At 46.8% G+C, this 20,731-nt stretch carries 19 protein-coding genes and 4 tRNA genes; 2 read left to right on the top strand and 21 right to left on the bottom strand.

Annotated elements, in window-relative coordinates; translation table 11 throughout:
- Positions 1–19: 19 nt before the first annotated feature.
- The 19 genes from tuf to FTU54_RS04285 form a co-directional block, all read right to left on the bottom strand.
- Complete coding sequence (tuf, locus tag FTU54_RS04375; RefSeq protein ID WP_104513317.1) at positions 20–1,210, bottom strand: elongation factor Tu; 1,191 nt, start codon at positions 1,208–1,210, stop codon at positions 20–22.
- Positions 1,211–1,358: 148 nt separating this feature from the next.
- Positions 1,359–1,433, bottom strand: a tRNA-Thr gene (locus FTU54_RS04370).
- A 15-nt stretch (positions 1,434–1,448) separates the two neighbouring features.
- Positions 1,449–1,524 (bottom strand) — tRNA-Gly (locus FTU54_RS04365).
- Between the two features lie 36 nt (positions 1,525–1,560).
- Positions 1,561–1,644: transfer RNA gene (locus FTU54_RS04360), tRNA-Tyr, on the bottom strand.
- Positions 1,645–1,700: 56 nt separating this feature from the next.
- Positions 1,701–1,776: transfer RNA gene (locus FTU54_RS04355), tRNA-Thr, on the bottom strand.
- Between the two features lie 98 nt (positions 1,777–1,874).
- Entirely contained in the window at positions 1,875–3,368 is a 1,494-nt protein-coding gene (gene trpE / locus FTU54_RS04350) for an anthranilate synthase component I (RefSeq protein ID WP_168382015.1), read from the bottom strand.
- A gap of 120 nt (positions 3,369–3,488) precedes the next feature.
- Entirely contained in the window at positions 3,489–4,160 is a 672-nt protein-coding gene (gph, locus tag FTU54_RS04345) for a phosphoglycolate phosphatase (protein ID WP_005181670.1), read from the bottom strand.
- A 63-nt stretch (positions 4,161–4,223) separates the two neighbouring features.
- A complete protein-coding gene (locus tag FTU54_RS04340) occupies positions 4,224–4,931 on the bottom strand; it encodes an FHA domain-containing protein (RefSeq protein WP_005181667.1) in 708 nt (235 codons plus the stop codon).
- 66 nt (positions 4,932–4,997) lie between these two features.
- Positions 4,998–7,247: a type II secretion system secretin GspD gene (gene gspD / locus FTU54_RS04335; RefSeq protein ID WP_180046587.1), complete on the bottom strand. Its 2,250-nt coding sequence runs from the start codon at positions 7,245–7,247 to the stop codon at positions 4,998–5,000.
- A gap of 40 nt (positions 7,248–7,287) precedes the next feature.
- On the bottom strand, positions 7,288–8,124 hold the full coding sequence (locus FTU54_RS04330; RefSeq protein ID WP_168369794.1) for a type II secretion system protein N: 837 nt from the start codon (positions 8,122–8,124) through the stop codon (positions 7,288–7,290).
- Positions 8,124–8,864, bottom strand: a complete 741-nt coding sequence (gene gspN / locus FTU54_RS04325) for a type II secretion system protein N (protein ID WP_005181650.1) — start codon at positions 8,862–8,864, stop codon at positions 8,124–8,126. Before gspN ends, FTU54_RS04330 begins: the two co-directional genes overlap by 1 nt.
- A gap of 163 nt (positions 8,865–9,027) precedes the next feature.
- Positions 9,028–9,354 carry an H-NS family nucleoid-associated regulatory protein gene (locus FTU54_RS04320; RefSeq protein WP_005181647.1) on the bottom strand — a complete coding sequence of 109 codons (327 nt, stop codon included), beginning with the start codon at positions 9,352–9,354 and terminating at the stop codon, positions 9,028–9,030.
- 145 nt (positions 9,355–9,499) lie between these two features.
- The gene (locus tag FTU54_RS04315) at positions 9,500–9,928 is read right to left on the bottom strand and encodes a thioesterase family protein (RefSeq protein WP_016659684.1); all 429 of its coding nucleotides are present in this window, start codon (positions 9,926–9,928) and stop codon (positions 9,500–9,502) included.
- Positions 9,929–9,938: 10 nt separating this feature from the next.
- Positions 9,939–11,132 (bottom strand): heme biosynthesis protein HemY, encoded by a 1,194-nt coding sequence (locus FTU54_RS04310; RefSeq protein WP_180046585.1) that lies wholly within the window; start codon positions 11,130–11,132, stop codon positions 9,939–9,941.
- A gap of 2 nt (positions 11,133–11,134) precedes the next feature.
- The gene (locus FTU54_RS04305; protein WP_180046583.1) at positions 11,135–11,980 is read right to left on the bottom strand and encodes a hypothetical protein; all 846 of its coding nucleotides are present in this window, start codon (positions 11,978–11,980) and stop codon (positions 11,135–11,137) included.
- Complete coding sequence (locus FTU54_RS04300; protein ID WP_180046581.1) at positions 11,977–12,756, bottom strand: uroporphyrinogen-III synthase; 780 nt, start codon at positions 12,754–12,756, stop codon at positions 11,977–11,979. The genes FTU54_RS04305 and FTU54_RS04300 overlap by 4 nt, the downstream gene beginning before the upstream one ends.
- 1 nt (position 12,757) lies before the next feature.
- A complete protein-coding gene (gene hemC, locus FTU54_RS04295; protein WP_160243710.1) occupies positions 12,758–13,675 on the bottom strand; it encodes a hydroxymethylbilane synthase in 918 nt (305 codons plus the stop codon).
- Positions 13,676–13,783: 108 nt separating this feature from the next.
- The gene (locus tag FTU54_RS04290; RefSeq protein WP_005181633.1) at positions 13,784–14,524 is read right to left on the bottom strand and encodes a LytTR family DNA-binding domain-containing protein; all 741 of its coding nucleotides are present in this window, start codon (positions 14,522–14,524) and stop codon (positions 13,784–13,786) included.
- Positions 14,525–14,579: 55 nt separating this feature from the next.
- Positions 14,580–15,734: a sensor histidine kinase gene (locus FTU54_RS04285; protein WP_180046579.1), complete on the bottom strand. Its 1,155-nt coding sequence runs from the start codon at positions 15,732–15,734 to the stop codon at positions 14,580–14,582.
- On the opposite strand from FTU54_RS04285, the gene argH reads away from it, so the two are divergent.
- A complete protein-coding gene (gene argH, locus FTU54_RS04280) occupies positions 15,725–17,155 on the top strand; it encodes an argininosuccinate lyase (protein WP_180046577.1) in 1,431 nt (476 codons plus the stop codon). The genes FTU54_RS04285 and argH overlap by 10 nt on opposite strands.
- A 21-nt stretch (positions 17,156–17,176) precedes the next feature.
- Positions 17,177–17,446, top strand: a complete 270-nt coding sequence (locus FTU54_RS04275; RefSeq protein WP_005181625.1) for an oxidative damage protection protein — start codon at positions 17,177–17,179, stop codon at positions 17,444–17,446.
- A 961-nt stretch (positions 17,447–18,407) separates the two neighbouring features.
- Here the strand turns inward: FTU54_RS04275 and phoU are convergent.
- Both phoU and FTU54_RS04265 read right to left on the bottom strand, forming a co-directional pair.
- Positions 18,408–19,130, bottom strand: coding sequence for a phosphate signaling complex protein PhoU (phoU, locus tag FTU54_RS04270; RefSeq protein WP_005181619.1), 723 nt, complete (start codon positions 19,128–19,130; stop codon positions 18,408–18,410).
- Positions 19,131–19,254: 124 nt separating this feature from the next.
- On the bottom strand, positions 19,255–20,595 hold the full coding sequence (locus FTU54_RS04265; RefSeq protein ID WP_168399148.1) for a TolC family outer membrane protein: 1,341 nt from the start codon (positions 20,593–20,595) through the stop codon (positions 19,255–19,257).
- Between the last annotated feature and the right edge of the window lie 136 nt (positions 20,596–20,731).

Here is a 20,731-nt window from a genome sequence, read left to right as displayed (position 1 = left end):
TGTGAAACTTATTTTATAATTATGCAGTTACTTTAGCAACTACACCCGCACCTACAGTACGACCACCTTCACGGATCGCGAAGCGTAAACCAGCGTCCATTGCGATTGGGTGGATTAATTCTACTGACATTTCAACGTTGTCGCCTGGCATAACCATTTCAACGCCTTCTTTCAGCTGGATCGCACCAGTTACGTCCGTAGTACGGAAGTAGAACTGTGGACGGTAACCATTTAAGAATGGAGTGTGACGGCCACCTTCGTCTTTAGAAAGTACGTATACTTCTGCGTCGAATTTAGTGTGCGGCTTGATTGAACCTGGTTTAGCAAGTACTTGACCACGTTGAACTTCTTCACGCTTAGTACCACGTAGAAGAACACCACAGTTCTCGCCAGCACGACCTTCGTCAAGAAGCTTACGGAACATTTCAACGCCAGTAACAGTTGTTTTCGCTGTATCTTTGATACCCACGATTTCAACTTCTTCACCAACTTTAACGATACCAGTTTCTACACGGCCAGTTACAACTGTACCACGACCAGAAATAGAGAATACGTCTTCGATTGGCATCAAGAATGCTTGATCGATTGCACGTACTGGCTCTGGAATGTAAGAGTCAAGTGCTTCAACAAGAGCAACAACAGCGTCTTCGCCATATTGACCTGATTCACCGTTAAGTGCTGCAAGAGCAGAACCACGGATTACTGGAGTGTCGTCGCCTGGGAAGTCGTAAGTAGAAAGAAGTTCACGAACTTCCATTTCAACTAATTCGATTAACTCTTCGTCGTCTACGATATCGCATTTGTTTAAGAATACGATGATGTAAGGTACACCTACCTGACGAGAAAGAAGGATGTGTTCACGAGTTTGTGGCATTGGACCATCAGTCGCTGAACAAACAAGGATCGCACCGTCCATCTGAGCAGCACCAGTGATCATGTTTTTAACATAGTCGGCGTGACCCGGGCAGTCAACGTGAGCGTAGTGACGAGTTGGAGAATCGTATTCTACGTGAGAAGTGTTAATTGTAATACCACGTGCTTTTTCTTCTGGAGCAGAGTCGATTGCAGCGTAATCTTTCGCTTCACCACCGAATTTCTTCGCACATACAGTTGCAATTGCAGCTGTTAAAGTTGTTTTACCATGGTCAACGTGACCGATTGTGCCCACGTTAACGTGTGGCTTATTACGTTCAAACTTAGCCTTAGCCATGTTTATTTTCCTCGTTTACGTCGAACACAATCTGAGTAATACCCAGCCTCGACATATCGCCTAAAAAACTAGACACCTAATACTTAAAAAGCAGACTAAATAGCCTGCTTTCTTTAAATCTCATGCAACCAAGTTGCTAAACTGTATCTGGAGCTCTTATCGAGATTTGAACTCGAGACCTCTCCCTTACCAAGGGAGTGCTCTACCACTGAGCTATAAGAGCGATCATCTTCGATGATGGAGCGGGAGACGAGGATCGAACTCGCGACATGCAGCTTGGAAGGCTGCCGCTCTACCAACTGAGCTACTCCCGCACATTGTTGGTAATGTACCACTTCATTCGAAGTTAATGGTGGTGGGAGAAGGATTCGAACCTTCGAAGCTTACGCGGCAGAGTTACAGTCTGCTCCCTTTGACCGCTCGGGAATCCCACCAATATCACACTTATTGCAGTGCTCGTTCTTTACTTCACATCTCGAATTCTCTAAGATGGTGCCGGCACACGGATTCGAACTGTGGACCTACTGATTACAAGTCAGTTGCTCTACCAACTGAGCTATGCCGGCGTTTCTTAGTGTTTCGTACGTTTCGTATCGGAACGGTGTGCAGTTTAGCAAAACTTGAAATCCGTGCAAGTGTTTTTTTTAAAAAAACCGTCAAAAACTCACAAAATCAATCCGTTTGACGATAATTCAACCGCTTTGATCACTGCGCGAGCTTTTATTTGGGTTTCATTCCACTCAGATTCAGGATTTGAGTCGGCAACAAGGCCTGCGCCAGCCTGAACATAGACCTTATTTTCACGAATAACGCAGGTCCGAATCGCAATCGACATGTCCATTTCGCCATGCCAGCCTAAATAACCAACAGCACCACCAAAAATTCCACGTTTTACTGGCTCAACTTCGTCAATAATTTCCATGGCACGGATTTTTGGTGCCCCAGAAAGTGTGCCTGCCGGGAAAGTTGCCTTAAAAACATCCAAGGCATCAACATCATCACGCACTTCACCCTGCACATTGGACACAATATGCATGACATGCGAATAACGTTCGATCACCATTTGATCAGTCACCTGCACTTTGCCAATTTTTGAGACGCGACCAACATCATTACGACCCAAGTCAATCAGCATTAAATGCTCAGCAATCTCTTTTTCATCAGAAAGTAAATCTTTTTCCAAGGCCAGATCTTCTTCTTTGGTTTTACCACGTGGACGTGTGCCAGCGAGTGGACGCACGGTGGCAATACCATTTTCCAGACGTGACAGAATTTCCGGCGATGACCCAACAATATGGAATGGGGTGTCATTGTCCAAGGTGCGCCCTTGCACCAGGAACAGATATGGTGATGGATTAAGGTGACGTAAAGCGCGATAGACCTGTAACGGCTCACCATCAAAGTCAGACACCATACGATGCCCCGGCACCACTTGCATGACATCACCAGCACGGATGTATTCTTTGACTTTCTCAACCGAGGCAATAAAGTTGTCGTGACCGGTTAAAGATTCAAAATGCGGTGCCGTATGGGTTTGCGCCTGCAAGTTCACCGGTGTCGCCAGCAACTGCTCCAGCGCATCCAGTTGCGCCTGCGCTTTCTGATAGGCATCAGCATCCTTGCTATCGGCATGCACAATCAGGAATAAGGTATCTTTTAAGTTGTCAAATACGATTACGGTTTTAGACAGCATCATCCAGATATCCGGCAGGCCCACCGGATCAGCATCTGGAATATTGTTCAGGCGCGGTTCGATATAACGCACCGCGTCATAGCCAAAGTAACCGACCAGTCCACCAGTAAAGCTTGGCAACGCCGGTAAATCGGCCTGTGTTGGCACTTTAAACTGGGCCTGGAAATCACGGATAAACTGGAAAGGATCACTACACGGCTGCTGTAGCAGTTCGCCATTGGTCTGCTGAATGGTCAACTGCCCTTCATTGCAAGAAAATACGGTCGACTCGCCCAGACCAATAATCGAATAGCGCGCCCAGTTTTCACCGCCTTCGACAGATTCAAACAGATAGGCCTGTTCATGCTCTTTTAAACGCGCAAACACAGACAATGGGGTTTCGGTATCGGCCAGACGCTGACGGTAGACAGGAATCAGGTTATAGCCGGCAGCTTGCAGTTGTTGATATTGGGCTTGAGTGGTCATGTTGAATCTCTTTCATTTTCGCGGGGTCATAGGAAGGTTGCTGGTAGGTGCTGACTTAGTGACGCCATCGAAAAACTACACAATCACTCATTGCGGTGTCCTTTTACATCTATTCTTACATTAGGAAGCTAATAATTCTGTCAGATTATCCACTACTTGCTGCGGCTGACAATCATAAATACTCTCGCCATGATTATAGCCATAGCTGACCACAATACAATCAATACCGGCACGACGTGCGGCTTCCACATCATTGGAAGAGTCGCCAATCATCAACACTTGGGATTTTTCTACCCCAAAGGTCTCAACACAGTGCAATAACTGGCGTGGATGCGGTTTACGTTCGCTAAACCGATCACCACCAATCACATCAACAAAATAATGGCTCATGTCCAGTGCATCTAAAATGGCGCGTGATGGCAGCTCGGGCTTGTTGGTGACACAGATCATTTTTTTCTGCTGCTGTTTGCCCCATTCCAGAAACTCCAGAATTCCGGCAAAAGGCTGGGTATCCAGACAAGGATCGGCATTGTAAATTCCTAGGAAAGTTTCCAGCAGCTGCTGATGCTGATCGGGATGCACCTCTCCGGTTAAATGCAGCAAGGTGCTGTGACAAAATACCGAGGTGCCTTTGCCAATCCAGGTGCGTACCTGTGCTTCGGTGACCATGGGCAGCTGCAAGGCATTCAGGCTCATATTCATGGCACGATACAGATCGGTGGCTGAATCGACCAGCGTGCCGTCCAGGTCAAATAAAATCAGCTCACGGGTGTCAAGTTTGGCCACAGACATTTTGGTCCTCTCAAAAAATAAAGGCATGCCAAAGCATGCCTCGATTGTATGCTGTGTCGCGGTTTATTTAAACAACAGCCAGGCAATAATTGCCAGGATCACCAGCACAATAATGGTCATCAGGCCGACAGAGGCATTTTTCTGCTGCTCTTTTTCCTGCTCAACGCGTGATACAGGCTGCTCAACCGGTACCGGTTGTGGCTCTGGGGTGGCCGCGCTTAAATCGGTCCCTTCAGGAATTGGGGCCGGTTTTGGTACACCGACATTGGTTGGCATGCCATCACGTGTCAATTGTACCGATGCATCACGCTCTTTCAGCTCAGGCATACCCTGATCATTCATCTGCTGTGCCGGCGTTTTCACTGCTACAGTTTCTGTCGGCTCGGCTGCAGTAGCGGTTTCCACCACATCCAGCTCAGGAATCTGTTCTACTTCGGTGCCTGCAGGCGCAAGCGGCTCATCTGCCAACAGTTCCGGTTTGGCTGGTGCCAGGACTGAAAATTTAAAGCTGGCAAACTGGACAATATCACCTTCATGCAACGGAGTTTCCTGCTCAATCCGCAGGTCATTCACAAAGGTGCCATTGGATGAATTTAAGTCTTGTACCCACAGGTCTTCAGCTTTCAGTAACAACGCAGCATGTTTGCGTGATACTTCAGCCGACTGCAGCACCACATCAGCTTCCTGATGACGCCCCACCAGCATGTCACGATCAACACTAATTTCCTGCCCGGTAAATTCACCCGTAATTGCTTGTAATTTCCAAGTCATAGCGAACTTCTCTTTAAATTTTTGCCCATCATAACATGCTCAAAACCAGATTCCATGTCCGCTCTGTTAAGAGCGCGGTCTTAAGGTGGTCGTGGTGGTGGTATTGGTGGTTTTGCTGACTTGCGGGCTTAAGGTCTGACGCTGCAGCGCCGGCTCTACCGCAACGGGTGTGGTTACTACAGCCGCCCCCGACTGTGCTGCAGGGGTCGCGGATGGCACCTGCTGATAACGGGTTTGATTTAGGGGAGTTTTAGACACCGGCACCCGCTGCTGATAGATATCTTCCACCCGCTCCGGCAGTTTGGCAAAACTACCGTCTGAATCGAGTGCCAATTGCAGGCTATAGAGTTGACCATAACGTTGCTGCGTCAGTTTACGCACTTCATTTTTATCCCCCACAATCGTTGGATGGATAAAGATCAATAAGTTACGTTTCTGATTAGACTTACCTTCAGCGCGAAATAAGCGTCCTATACCTGGAATCGCTCCCAGACCTGGAACAGCCTGACGTCCATACGTAGTATTATCCGAGATTAAGCCACCGAGTACGATGGTTTGCCCATGTTCGGCCAGAATCGAAGTTTTAATTGCACGCTTGCTGGTCACCAAATCCTGTGCTTGTCCACGATCTCGATTGACCCCAGAGACTTCCTGTTCCACTTCCAGACGCACTGTGCCATTTTCGCCAATATGCGGCACCACTTTCAGGGTAACCCCGACGTCTTTACGTTCAATGGTGGTATAGGGATTGACGGTACCATTTCCTGTACTGACCGAACCGGTGACAAACGGCACGTTCTCACCAACCACAATATAGGCTTCTTCATTGTCCATGGTGACAATGGATGGGGTCGATAGCAGATTGGATTTGGTGGTTTCTTTTAAAGCTTGAATCAGCGCACCATACAAACGGCGTGAACCATCACTACCTTCTTGATAATCCCCCAGCACCAGTGAGGTACCCGCGCCAATCGCGCCACCAGCACCCGCTGCACCTCCAGTTAAATAACCGGCGGCAATATTTCTCAGACTAGTACCAAACTTATCGAAGTTAATTAAGCCAATTCCGCTGCTGATATCACCCAAAGCCCATTGCACACCTAGCTGGTCCGCATCTGTTCCTTCTACTTCTATAATCGCGGCTTCAATCAGCACCTGCTGACGGCGTGTATCCAACTGTTGAATCGCAGATTCAATTTCGCGCATCAGCTGTGGATCGGCTTTGACCACCAGGGCGTTCTGGCTACTATCGGCAATAATACTGACGCCATTGCCATTAAAGCTGGTGATCTGGCTCTGCTGATCAAAACCGTTATTCAGGGTAATACTTGGCGAGGTACTGCCCGTGCTATTGCTGGATGTGCTGTTACTGCTGTTATTGACCAGATTGCTAACGCTATTATTACTGCTGTTTTTCGTATTGGAAGATGAACTGCTGACCGCCTGCCCCGATACTAGCCCTTGCAGAATTTCCGCCAGGCTTTGCGCACTGGCATATTTTAAGCGAAAGACTTTTAAGCCACCGAGACGGTCAGCCGCCGGCACATCCATCATTTCAATCATCTGGCGGATACGCTTGCGGGTGGCGGTATCGCCTTTAATGATAATGCGATTGGTCCGGTTATCCGCCACAATTCGCACCCGCGAGCCTTTGAGATCTTTGGCATTACCGGTCGAACTCATTGACTCCAATAGCCCGATCACTTCTTCGGCCTGACTGGACTGTAGCGAAATGGCTTCAATATCATTTTGGCCGGTGCCATCCAAATTACGGATGATATTTTCCAGCTGATAGATATTGCTGGCCCGGTCCGAAACAATCAGGGCATTGGTGCCGGCCACCGCAGACAGATGGGCAAATTGCGGCATTAAAGGCCGTAAAGCCGGAATCATGTCATTGGCATTGGTATTTTCCAGCCAGATGACCCGGGTCACAATCTGGTCGCCGCGCGCATTCTGGCGTGCATCAAACGGAATTCCGGAGCTTTTGACATTGTTATCTGGCACCAGCTTGATGGTATTACCCGAGGGAATAGCCACTACCCCATTAACATTGAGCACGCCCAGAAACAGGTCATAGACTTCATTGCGGTTCAACGGCTTGTTGGAAATGACCGTAACATTGCCGCGCACCCGTGGATCAACCGCGAAGTTCTTGCCGGTAATATCGGCCACTTCATTAATAAATGCAGTCAGGTCAGCATCACGTAAATTAATTTTCCAGGTTTGTGCATAGCTCGCCGTACTTACCATAGCCACCAGAGGTGCGCCGACCACCAATGCCCAAAGCGGACGCTCATGATTTAATAAAGCCATAATCTACCGTGTTTCCTAACCCTATAAGGTGACAAATCCGTCACTTAAAATCTTGTTGTACCGTGATGACCTGGTCACCACGCTGAACTTCCAGTCTGACCTGACCGTCCTGTCTTGCCTGTTCCAGCAATTGGGCTTCATTTTGCCCTTGTCCGACAGTCTGACCATTTAAGGATAAAATCCGGTCGCCTGGTTGTAATCCCAATCTGTTTCTGAGTGCCGCCGGTGTCCGTGCGGTAATTTCATAACCCTGACCATTACCACTATTTACACCCATATCCTGTAAATAGCGTTCCCGGTCTTGCTGAATCTTTTGCACCGCCTGACCAATCGCATTTTGCGCAGTTGTTGCCGGTGCCGGATTTCTGTTGGGCGTAGCTGGGGTTTGTGTCGGCACAATCGGCTGATTCAGCCCGTTTTCAATGCCTTTAAACTCTATCTCACGGGTGGCGCCACTGCTATGACGCAAAATCACCCGATCCCAGTACACTTCAGCCAACTGATAACCACTGCCTTCAATCACATCGCCGACGCGATAGCGCTCTGCCACCTCATTGACTTTGAGCACGGCAGAAGAAAACTGGTTGGGATAACCGACCATCACGCCTTGTAATTGAAGGTTCAGATTGTCTTCGGCCTGCGTACGCTGGCTCGCTTCATGAAACAAGGCAAAACTGCTGATATTCGGTACACGCAGCTGCTGCGAACCCAGTTCGACCCGATCCAGTTGCATCGCTTGAGGCGGCGCCAGTAATAGCCAGAACAGACTGGCCAGCTTCCAGCATAAATACAGAATCAGCAGCGCCAGCAATAACGGTGCGACACGATCGGCCTGTTTCAGCTGGAGAGTCTGCAGCTGTTCCCAGATTTTCTGCATCAGAAGCCTCCCTTGAATAGCGGCTGGCGGGTACTGATTACATAGGTATCAGCACCAGCCTTGCCTTCATAAGAAGGAACATGCATCAATAAACGCTGGGTCAGCTGCACATCCAGCATCATCTCCTGATCCAGACTCAGGTTTATCATTTTCTGGTCACGTGCATCACGCACATCAATTTTCAGTTTTCCGCTTTCATCCGACAGCGTGCCTTTCAGCGTGGGCACGGTCATGCGCTCTTGACGCTGGGCAAACTGATACACCAGCTCCCCGCCGGCCCAGTTCAGCTGGCCTTGTGCCTGGGCAAACCCTTGCTGCTTGTTATAGTTCAGATCGATATTTTGCAATTGAATCGGATTGGTCGGCCATTGCCAGTCGACCAGGGTTTTTAGAGTTTCTGGCGCAACACGGCCATGTACAGCGTTCAGCATGAAGGTCCCAAAACGGTAACCCATCACGCCTTTTAATTCGGTATGACCACTATGGATTTCAACATCGGCTGCCACTTTCAGCAATAACAGGTCTAAAGGACGCGTATTCCAGCTTAAGCTGCCACGCAACTGTCCCTTGTGCCAATCTGCCTGCCCCTGCCAGATGTTACCACTGACATTATGTAAACTCTGATTGTTTTTATAAAACTTTGAAATTAACCAAGCTGCAGGAATCTGTAATAACACAAAAATTAAAAAAGCAATGATGGCGAAAATCCACCACGTGATGTATCTCGGTTTCTTTATCATTCCACCACGACCAACCTATCTAATGCATTCATGAACAAATTGTTATTTTCATGCACACATTATGCACACTTTTTTTACAACACCAACGGATACACATAAAAAAACCAAGCAGTTCTGCTTGGTTTCGACACTCTAGTGCGCTTAGATGACAATCTGATGAAGTTTAGATCAAGAAGTCTTCAAGCTTGGCACCTTTTTCCAGTTCTGCCACTAACCAGCGCGGTTGCTTACCACGACCTGTCCAGGTTTCATTGGCATTGGCTTTATTACGATAACGCGGCTCTACCGATTTACGTACATTCTTTTTACGTTTAGACGCACCAAACTCAAGAATCTGTTCAATGCTTAAACCCGCATTTTCAGCAATTGCCAAAATCTGATTATATGCATCTTCAACTGCTTGGTCCTTTTTCGATGCAATTAATGCTTCCGCTTCTTCCTGCAAGCGCTTTAATTGTTCTACAGACAAATTACTAATATCGGGCATCATATTTACTCCACAAGTATGCTTTTATATTAATTTACTTCAATTGCATTAATACATCATATTTTTATCTGAATTAAGTTTCAATCATTATTTGAAATGAAAAACAATTATTAACAGAGATAAATAATCTATTTATTCGGGATTAGAATTAATCCAGATAATGCCCCACACTATTTTCCAAAGCCAAAATACGCTGCCGAATCGACTCGGGTAATGGCATTTTCTGCATACTTTCAGAATTAACACAAACCATGATGGCTTCTGCACTCGCGACTACAGCCTGCTGCTGCTCGCTCCATAATAGATAATGCATGCGAAAAGCACTATTTCGGATTTCCTCAACCCGCACACCTATTTTTAAGGTATCCGGATAAAATACCGGACGCATATATTTGCACTGATTTGATGCCACTACCGTCGAAAAGGATTGCTGCATCATTCTGATCTGATCCATATAATGAATGCGGGCACTTTCAATATAGCGGTAATACATCACATTATTGACATGACCAAGCGCATCCATATCGCCCCATGCCACCACTTGTTGATGAATTACTGGATAATCGGTTAATTGCATGCGACTTTACCTAGATTTTAATTTTCATGAAATGACTATTATTTTCAAACACCAGATTTAACTGCTGCTGTAAATGTGGTTGATCTTTTAATGCTGATTTAATTCTTAAATAGTTCATTAAAATATGTTCCGGATATAAATCTAGAAGCTGTGCTGCATCGTCATGACGACCGGTAGCTTCCAATATATGCCATTTGGCAAAACTCAATACCGGTAAAGCAGGATATTGCTGTTCCCACTGATTCAGATAATCTTCAATCTTGAGATAATCCGGTACCGGTTTTAACAGCTGCTGCTGGAACCATAAATAGAACACATCCTGATGAAACTGTTCAGACAGTAAATGCACCGCCAGATGATCCTGCTGCTCTCCCATATCGCTTAAGCGTACCAGCACTTTTAACCACAGCACTTTAATCGCATACGGCTGGGTAAATATCTGCCCGGACAGATTGCAATAACGCTGTTTTAAATCCTGCAATGCTTCCGGTGTGGCCTGCTCAAAATGCTGCAAGATTTGCTCAAGCCATAACTGCTTGCTGTCCAACCCTAAATGCCCATATTGAGTCGCACGCAAATATAACCACGGATATTGCAGTGCAAACTCCCCCCACAGTGCGGTTAAGCGCTGTTCATAGGCCTGTTTGACATCTTTGAGCCACGGCGACAGTTGATGGCCATTTAAAAATTCCAGATGGGTCAGGGCTTTTTCCGGTTGCTGCTGCGCCAGATAAATTTCAATACGCTGCAACTCGGCCAGCTCAAAGGCCATGGCATTACTCTGGTTTAACATCTGCAAGGCCACCGGATAATCCTGCTGCATCAGCGACAGGCGTGAATGAATCACGGCTTTTAATAAACCAGACTGGTTAAATACCTGACGGATAAAGGCGTCCTGCTCACGCGCGGCATCCAGCAGCCAGATTACTGCCATTTGCTCATAAGGATGTAAATGCTGGAAATCAAACACCGCTGCCTGCTTACGCTGTTCACGGCTTAAATAACGCTTTAGCATCGCCCAGATCAGCTGCACCACCAGACTGATCAGCATCAATAAAATTAAAAGCACCCAGATATTGGTCTGTAGCTGCCAGTCACGCCAATACAGGTAAACATAGCCCGCGCCATAGCCATAACTGAATACACTGAGCAAGGCCACCAGCACTAACGTGACCAAAACATAGGCCAGAACAATCTGCTTCATGATCATTCATCCAATAAGGTGCGGCTGGTCAGCACCGGCACAGGAATCACGGTCAGGCTCTGAATTTCCGCCAATTCAGCGCTTAACTGCTGCGCCCCCCGATCCGGCAGCAGCTGTAACAGATGAAAAATTTCAGTCAGCTCCTGCTGATAATTCAGATATTGGCCTTGTCCTAATAACTGACGTGCCAGTAATAAACGCAACTGCGCTTCTTTTAACAGCAATTGACGCTGACTAAGTACAGTCGCTGGCTGCTCGACGGCTTCCAGTTTCAACCACTTATGCCAGAAGGCCGGATTGGCCTCTTGCGCCGGCTGCAGTTGTGGCTGCTGGATTTCCTGACGCAACAGCTGATCCAGCTGCTGTAGAGCCTGAGTGACCTGCTGCTGCTGGGCACTGCGCTGTGCCGCAAATTGCTGGATCAGCTGCCGGTCTTTGCTCAGGGTTTGATGCAGGCTTTCGGCCAAGGCCGGTGACAAAGCCCACTGATTCAGCTGAACATCCAGTACTGCCAACTTTTCCAGTGCATACGGATATTGCGCCTGCTTTAAGGCAAATTCGATCAGTTCCAGCTGCTGTTGAAGCATCTGCTGCGGCGTGATCGTGGTCTGGCTGATCTGCACTGTAGTATTAGTTGCAGGCGCACTTGAAGATGCTGACGGTGAAGGATTGCTACTCTGGCGCTGCAAAGCCACTAGCTGGTCATTGAGATTGGCGCGGCTTTTTTCCGCCTGATGCATACTCTGAGACAATTCGGACTGCTGCGCCGTTATTTTAAATACGTCATAGCTCAGCTTTAACATCCAGGCCAAGCCGATGATCAATAATAAAATAAGTAGCTTCTTCATGCGTGTCCTGATTTAAGCTCAATCTGCTGCAGTATTGTTTCTGTTTTTAAATTCGTCAACTTGATCAGTTGAAAACGGGTGTGATGCTGTTGTTGATAATCCATCAACAGCGCTTCCAGGCGGTCACCCAGCACCAGATAACGTCCCCGGTTCAATAATTCTTTTTGTGCTTGACTCAGCCGCAACCAGTTTAACCAGCTGGCCTCACTGCTAATCAGCATCCAATAGTCCCGGTGCTGCTGCAGTTGTGGCAATAGCGCGGGCATCTGCTGAATCGACGCGGCCGGACACTGACGCTGATATAAAATAAAATTCAGAATCTGCATTCCGGCCTGTTGCAGGCTGTCCATCATAAACTGACGTCCACCTTCACCGCGCCAGAAGGCAATACACGAACCGGCCGCCAGGGATTTTAATAAAGGCAGTTCCAGCATGCCTTCCGAGGTTTCAACCTCCGGCACGGCGCTCGAAATTCCGTATTCTGCCAGTACCTGCGCCGTTTTTTCACCAACCGCAATCCACTGTAAATGTTGTAATTGATCGAGATGAATACCGCTTTTCGCCAGATACTCTATCCCGATGTGTACTGCGGTCGGGCTGACCACCACAATCCGCTGCGCCTGTGGTAATTGCTGGTACAGCTGTGCCAATGCATCGGACCAGGGACAGGCCTGTAATTCCAGCAGAGGCAGCTCAATCACCGACCAGGCCTGTTGCCTTAAAGCCTGTGACAAGGCACAGGCACGATCGGCCGGACGGGTATTAATAAACAGCATCTTAATATAAGGCTTTTAGCAGCTCACCTGCCCCTTGTGCCAACAAGTTCTGTGCCAGTTGCTCACCCAGCTGTTCGGCCTGCTCGGGTGCGGCACTAAGCTGTGCGCTTAACAAGGTCTGGCCATCGACACTGCCCACCCGGCCTTCCATCGACAGCTGACCATCTTTTAAAGTGGCATAACCGGCAATCGGCACCTGGCAACCGCCTTCCAAATAAGCATTAAACGCACGTTCTGCGCGTACACAGACATTGGTTTCATCATCCATCAACGGCAAAATCAGCTCGAGTACGGCCTGATCATTAGTCCGGCATTCCAGCCCCAAAGCGCCCTGACCCACGGCCGGCAAACTCACTTCAGGCGCGAGCGTATGACGAATCCGCTCACTGAGGCCCAAACGCTTCAGGCCGGCACTGGCCAGAATAATCGCATCATATTGACCTGCATCCAGCTTGGACAGACGGGTACCAACGTTACCGCGCAAATCAATAATCTCCAGGTCAGGGCGTGCTTTTAAAATCTGGCATTTACGGCGCAAACTGGACGTTCCGACTTTGGCACCCTGCGGCAAGTCCTGAAAGCTGGCATAAGTATTGGACACAAAGGCATCCAGCGGATCTTCACGCTCGCAAATCACCGCCAGGCTTAAGCCTTCTGGTAGCGCCATTGGCACATCTTTCATGGAATGCACAGCAAGGTCAGCACGACCATCTAGCAAAGCTGCTTCTAATTCTTTGACAAACAGTCCCTTGCCCCCAATTTTGGCTAAGGGGGTATCGAGAATTTTATCACCCTGGGTCACAAAGGTGACCAACTCCACGTTTAGACCGGCATGTAAGGCTTCTAAACGCGCACGAATGTATTCCGCCTGCCATAATGCCAGCGGGCTTTGTCGAGTTGCAATTTTCAGGGTGTTCATCATGTCAGTGAAAGCAAATAAAAGGATTCCCTTAAACTTAACCTGATCGCTTGAAAATGCAAGTCAATTTGCACCCTGAGATGGCGAAAAAGCCATTTCAGCCGGTGCTTACAGTTTCTGAATACGTTCTCTTAAGGTCGGTAAATGACGACGGCTTACTGCCAGACGTTCTTCCAGTTCACGACAACGCACCTGATATTGACCGGTATTAATCACTTCCAGTCCTTCAAGATAATGAATCGAGACCAGTGCATTGCGATGAATCCGAATAAACTGATCGGCAAATTCATGCTCCAGGTCTTTTAAGGTTTCGTCAATCAGCACGCTGCCATTTTTATGGCGCACGGTGACATATTTTTGATCTGCTAAAAAATAATAAATATTTTCTACAGGCACCAGTTCAACACCACGATAAGTTTTCGCCGTGATCTGGTGGCGTTTTATATTCAATTCTTCCATATTTTCTTTTTGTTTTATGTGACTCAGCTGGGCTTGCGTGAGTTTGGTTAAGTGATCTAAAACCTGCTGCAATTCCTGTTGCATGACCGGTTTTAATAAATACCCTTCTGCCTGCGATTTAAATGCATCAAGTGCATGCTCATCATAGGCGGTACAAAAGACAATTGCCGGCATGGGGTCAAGCTCGCGCAAATGCTGGGCGCAGCTTAGTCCATCCATTTCTGGCATCTGAATATCTAATAACACGACATCTGGCTGATGTTCATCTGCTAGCTCAATGGCCTGCTCACCATGACTGGCGGTTGCCACCACCTGATGTCCAAGTTGAGTCACCAAGCGGGCCAAACGCTCAGTTGCAAGAGGTTCATCATCACAGATCAGAACATCCATTTATCCCTCCTTTACGTTAAATCATTTATTTTTATAGCTTAACGTGAATTTTTTTTTATTTATATGGATACTGTACCACGGTGGTATACATGCCCTCCCCTGCATACGTTTGAAAGACCACCTTTCTTCCATAAAAGGCGCGTAGACGCTGTTGCACATTTTGAATTGCAATACCATGTCCTTGTCGTAAATTCATTTTAGCGTTTACGTAAGGGTTTGTAATGACGATATTGACTTGATTTTCCAAAATTTCTACCAATACGCTAATGGTACTCGGTCTGGATATTTTTTCAACACCATGAAAAATACTATTTTCCAGTAAAGGTTGTAAAGTTAATAAGGGAATTTGTACCTGACTGAGCAGTTGCGGCTGTTCAATTTTCCATTCCACCTGCAAGCGTTCACCCAGACGAATCTGCTCAATCTCCAGATAACGCTGGCATAATTCAACTTCTTCCTGCAGCTTGACCAGCTTGACTTCCTGTAAACTGGCACGAAACAGACGTGACAGATTGAGCAGCATCTGCTCGGCTTTTTCAGGATCAATCGCAATCAGGCTAATGACATTATTTAAACTGTTGAATAAAAAATGCGGATGGATACGCGCTTGCAAGGCATGCACCTTGGCCTTTAGAGCACTTTGCTCGCGCAGATAATTCTGTTCGCGCAAATATAAATAGCGAAAACAGAATGCTCCCAGCAAGATACCATAACTTAAATGCAAATCCAGCCCGCCCCCCAGCTCGGCTGCAGTCAAGTCACGCAGATGAAAATTCTGGCCAAAATGCGTCAGCAGATTCAGGCTTAAAGTAGTCACCAGTACAATCAGCTGTAGCAATAAAAAACCAAAACCGAGCGAAAAGCCCAGACTCATCCGACCCAAACGTCTTTGAAAATATTCAATAAAGGCAGTAAAGGCCAGTAACACCCAGTTAATGTACAGCACATATTGCAGCAGTCGTGAACCGGTTAATGCCTGCCAGCCTTGCGCTTCAGCCAGTGCCAGCACCATGGCCAATACATTGCTGGCAATAAATAATTCAATTAGATGTTGCCAACGCCCTATTTTCGTAAAAAAATAACTGTAATTTTTTTCATCAGCCGTATCTGCAAAAGATGATCTCACCTGCCCTTCGGCAAGTGATTCCGAATTTGTTATACTCGTTTTCAAATTATTGCTTTTTATTCTATTGAGCCGATATGACCACATCTTCTAATTCCTCAAATCCGTCACAAGCCCAAACTTCGGGTATGTGGGGCGGTCGTTTCTCTGAAGCGACTGATGCTTTTGTTGCTGAATTTACAGCATCTGTTCAATTTGACCAACGCTTTTATAAACAAGATATTGCTGGCTCAATTGCGCATGCAACGATGCTTGCCAAAGTAGGCGTACTTACGACTGAAGAGCGTGACGATATTATCCAAGGTTTAAATACCATTCAGGCTGAAATTGAAGCAGGTCAATTTGAATGGCGTATTGACCTTGAAGATGTCCACATGAACATCGAATCGCGCCTTACTCAGCGTATTGGCATTACAGGTAAAAAATTACACACTGGTCGTAGCCGTAACGACCAAGTGGCAACCGATATTCGTTTGTATGTCCGTGACGAAATTGATGCCATTTTAGAATTATTAAAAAAATTACAACACGGCATTTTGAGCTTGGCAGCCAAAAACACGCATACAATTATGCCTGGTTTTACCCATTTGCAAACCGCACAGCCTGTGACTTTTGGTCATCACCTTATGGCATGGTTCGAAATGTTGGTACGTGACTCTGAGCGTTTAATTGACTGCCGCAAACGTGTTAATCGTATGCCTTTGGGTTCTGCTGCTTTGGCAGGTACCACTTACCCAATTGACCGTGCTTTTACCGCAGAATTGTTGGGCTTTGAAGCTGTATCTGAAAACTCGTTAGATGCTGTATCAGACCGTGATTTCGGGATTGAATTTAACGCCGCTGCATCGCTGATTATGATGCACCTGTCGCGTATGTCGGAAGAACTGATTCTGTGGACCTCAGCCCAGTTTAAATTTGTGAATATTCCTGACCGTTTCTGTACCGGCTCATCAATCATGCCGCAAAAGAAAAACCCGGATGTCCCTGAACTGGTTCGCGGTAAAACCGGCCGTGTTTATGGTGATTTAATGAGCCTGTTGACCCTGATGAAAGGTCAACCACTGGCCTATAACAAAGACAACCAGGAAGACAAAGAGCCTCTGTTTGATGCAATTGATACTGTACGTGGTTCACTGATGGCGTTTGCTGACATGATTCCGGCATTGGTGCCTAACATTGCAGAAATGCGTGAAGCGGCGCTGCGTGGTTTCTCTACTGCAACCGACCTTGCGGATTACCTGGTGAAAAATGGCGTTGCTTTCCGTGATGCCCATGAAATTGTTGGTAAAGCGGTCGCACTGGGCGTACAGGAAGGCAAAGACCTGTCTGAACTGACCCTGGAACAGCTGCAGCAGTTCTCTGACCTGATTCAGGCCGATGTATTTGAAAAAGCCTTGACTCTGGAAGCTTCAGTGAATGCACGTAACCATATTGGGGGGACTGCTCCGGCACAAGTCGCTGCTGCGATTGAACGCGCCCACGCCCGTTTAGAGCAACTTTACGCTTAATCTTAAATTCGGAGTATGGATATGTCTCGACAAGTATTTTGCCGTAAGTATCAACAAGAAATGGAAGGCTTGGACTTTGCCCCGTTCCCGGGTGCCAAAGGTCAGGAATTATTTGATACCGTATCTAAACAGGCCTGGAACGAATGGCTGAAACATCAGACCACGCTGATCAATGAAAAGCGTTTAAATGTGTTTGAAGCAGATGCGAAAAAGTTTCTGGAAGAACAGCGCGAAAAATTCTTCAATAATGACGAAACCTTAGAAAAAGCCGAAGGGCTAAAGCCTGAGTAAAACTTAAAGCGCTGCTTTAAGTTTTACGCAAGACAAGGACGAAGTCCGCGTAGGCTTTCATGCAAAAAGAATCTCCATTTTTGGGGATTCTTTTTTATGCACGGTTGTAAAAATTACGTAAGACAAGCGAAGCGCGTAGTTTCAAATGTCTCAAAGGAGTCTGAAGAGGCTCCTTTTTTATACTCGATACTGCTCCGCCACGCCGCAAGACGAGAAGCTGTGCTTCGAGTAAAAAAGAAAGCGCTGCTTTAAGTTTTACGCAAGACAAGGGCGAAGTCCGCGTAGACTTTCATGCAAAAAGAATCTCCATTTTTTGGGGATTTTTTTATGCACGGTTGTAAAAATTACGTAAGACAAGCGAAGCGCGTAGGCTTAAATTTGAAAGGCTCCAGAAATGGAGCTTTTCTTTTACTCTATCCAAACCCAAGATCAACCACTGCACATAGGGTTTTATCTCGGAAGATGCTTTTAGCCTTTAATCCAAAAAAATTTCATCGATAAAAAATGAATTCCTCTTCATTCACCCATTTCAGGCTTGGCACAGAAAAAGTAGATGAACTCTGTTGTTTTCCAGCCGCAAGCTCCCTGTTTATAGTGAGCTTAAGGTGATTGGTTTTTATTGAATTGACAGGTATATCTGGACAACTATAAAGTTTTACTTCACCAAAATCAGGGGTTTATAATTTAGATTAAAATTAACCTATTTAACCGATTGGTATTGTAACTGGCCGATACATTTGTTCATAAAACTCAACATTAGACTACAATAAGCTTAAAGATTTCCGCGCATCATCTTCCTATAATAACAATCAAGGAGATGGAAGCATCTCTTATAATAGATATAAATATCCCCGATTTCGATCTCAGATTTCCCCCAAAATCTGGGATTTTTTTTATCCATTTTATGCGTAATCCATAAAAAAAGCCTGAAATTATTTCAGGCTGTTTCTGGTATTCAAACTTAGCGTTCTTGAACTTTCTGTTCAATTTCTTCCATGCTGGTATGACGCACATCCAGACCTTTGACCATATAAATCACTTGCTCGGAAATATTACGCGCATGGTCACCAATCCGCTCTAGGGAACGCAGTACCCACATTACATTGATGACACGGGAAATATGACGCGGATCTTCAATCATATAGGTCATTAAGGTCCGGGTGGCCGACTGGTATTCACGGTCGATATCGGCATCGGCCAGCAGTACACGTAAAGCCTGATCGACATCTAAACGGGCAAAAGCATCCAGCGCATCATGAATCATGACTCGCACCTGGTTACCAATATGACGGGTCTCCATATAACCGCGCGGCGAGCCCCCTTCTTCACATAGGCTTTGTGCAATCCGGGCAATTTTGGCCGCTTCATCGCCAATACGTTCCAGGTCGGTATTGGCCTTGCTCATGGCAATCACCATGCGCAGGTCAATTGCAGCGGGATGACGGCGTGCCAAAATCAGGGTTAATGCTTCATCAATTTCAGTTTCCAGACGGTTCACTGCATTGTCCTGAAATTGCACCTCTATTGCCATCGCGGCATCTGTGTCCAGCAATGCATGAATCGCATTGGCCACCTGCTGCTCTACCAAGCCACCCATGGTCATGAATTTTGTATTGACATCCTGTAGATCTTCATTAAATTGAGAAGAAATATGGTGATTTAACACAGGATTATTTGGACTCAAGAGATGTACTCCAATGCAATAATAACGGACTTATTTGATCATTGATTATTAAATCATATTAAACATTAAGCTTTTATGACAATTTAAACAAGTGCCCGATTACATCATTTTATTTTATTGAAATTTAAGGTTTTTCTATTAACCACAAGTTCATCTCGGCCAGATCTTTTTCACTGAGTTGCCCCACCGATGCCCGGAGGCGCAGCACATTAATCAGATAATCATATTTGGCATTCAAATAGTCCTGCTTGGCCGAAAAAGCATTACGCTGGGCCAGCAGGACATCGACCATGGTTTTTAGGCCTTCATGATATTGGGCACGGGAGGCGCGCGATACCAGTTGCGCCGATTGCATGGCCGCCTGTCGTGCCTGTAACTTGGATTGATCGGTTTCCACCTGCAAATAGGCACTTTTTACATCGGTATTGGCTTTACGGATGGCCGCATCCAGCTCGGCTTCGGCTTTATCGACATTCACTGCTGCTTTCTGGATATTGCGCTGGGTACGGCCGCCGGTAAACACATTCCAGTTCATTTCAATGCCGACCTGATCAAACTGACCATCCTGAGAAATCAGGCTTTGTGGCGTCTGCTTGTTATAGCCATAAGTACCGACCGCTTCAATTTGCGGATAACGCGCGGCCTGCTCCACCCGTTTCTGGTCTTCGGCATAACGCTGCTGCAAGCGGGCCTGCAAAATGGACAGGTTCTGACTTTGTGCCAGCTCGGTCCATGCTTCTAAACTGGCCGGATAAGGCTTTTGGAACTGAAAGTCATCTCGCAGTACCGCCAGATTTTCACGATATGGCCCGATCAGCTGTGCCAGTTGTTCCTGTGCCAGCACCAGCTGAACATGAGTGGCAATCCGGTTGGCCTTGGCATTTTGATATTGCGCCTCGGCTTCGCTGACATCACTGCGCGCAACCAGTCCTTCACGCAGCTTGGCATTCATCATGTTCAGCTGTTCCAGCAGCGCCTGCTCTTCCTGTAAATAGGCGGTGGTTAAAGACTGCTGACGTAGCACATTAAAGTAGGCCTCGGCCACATTTAAGATATGCTCCTGCTTTTGCAGTCTTAAGGTGACTTCACTGAGACTGAGTGAGGTTTTGACCTGTTTTAGGCCTTCCCAGGCATCCCAGCGGAATAAAGGCTGGCGTGCAGTGACACTCACCTGACGGGTGGTGGTTGCTGAAGGCGACAGGCTTTCAGAGCTGACTGGAAAACCTGGAATTGTCGCAGCATTGGCGTCCTGACTGCGCCGGGTGATATTGCCAGACACAGTCACGGTCGGCAGCAAATTGCCTTTGGCAATGCCTAAATTCAGTTGATCGGCTTCATATTGCAGCAGATTGGCCTGCCAGTTCGGATCGGTGGCTTTGGCACGCTCATAGGCCTCGACCAGATCCAAGGCTTGCGTCCAAGGGCTAAACAACAGCAGGCCCAATATACATATTTTTTTCTTCATTTTATTCGTTTAACTCATCTCGCCAAAATGGCCATGTCTCAGTCAAGCATTGACTCAATTTGCTCCATAGTAGCGATTTATCGCATTTTTTTCGTATGTTTTTGATTATTTTTTTATATTTTACCGCTTTAACCCG

Origin of the sequence: Acinetobacter sp. YH12116, assembly GCF_013418895.1 — a bacterium.
GTDB lineage: Bacteria > Pseudomonadota > Gammaproteobacteria > Pseudomonadales > Moraxellaceae > Acinetobacter > Acinetobacter indicus.
This window is presented reverse-complemented; position numbering and strand designations above follow the sequence as displayed.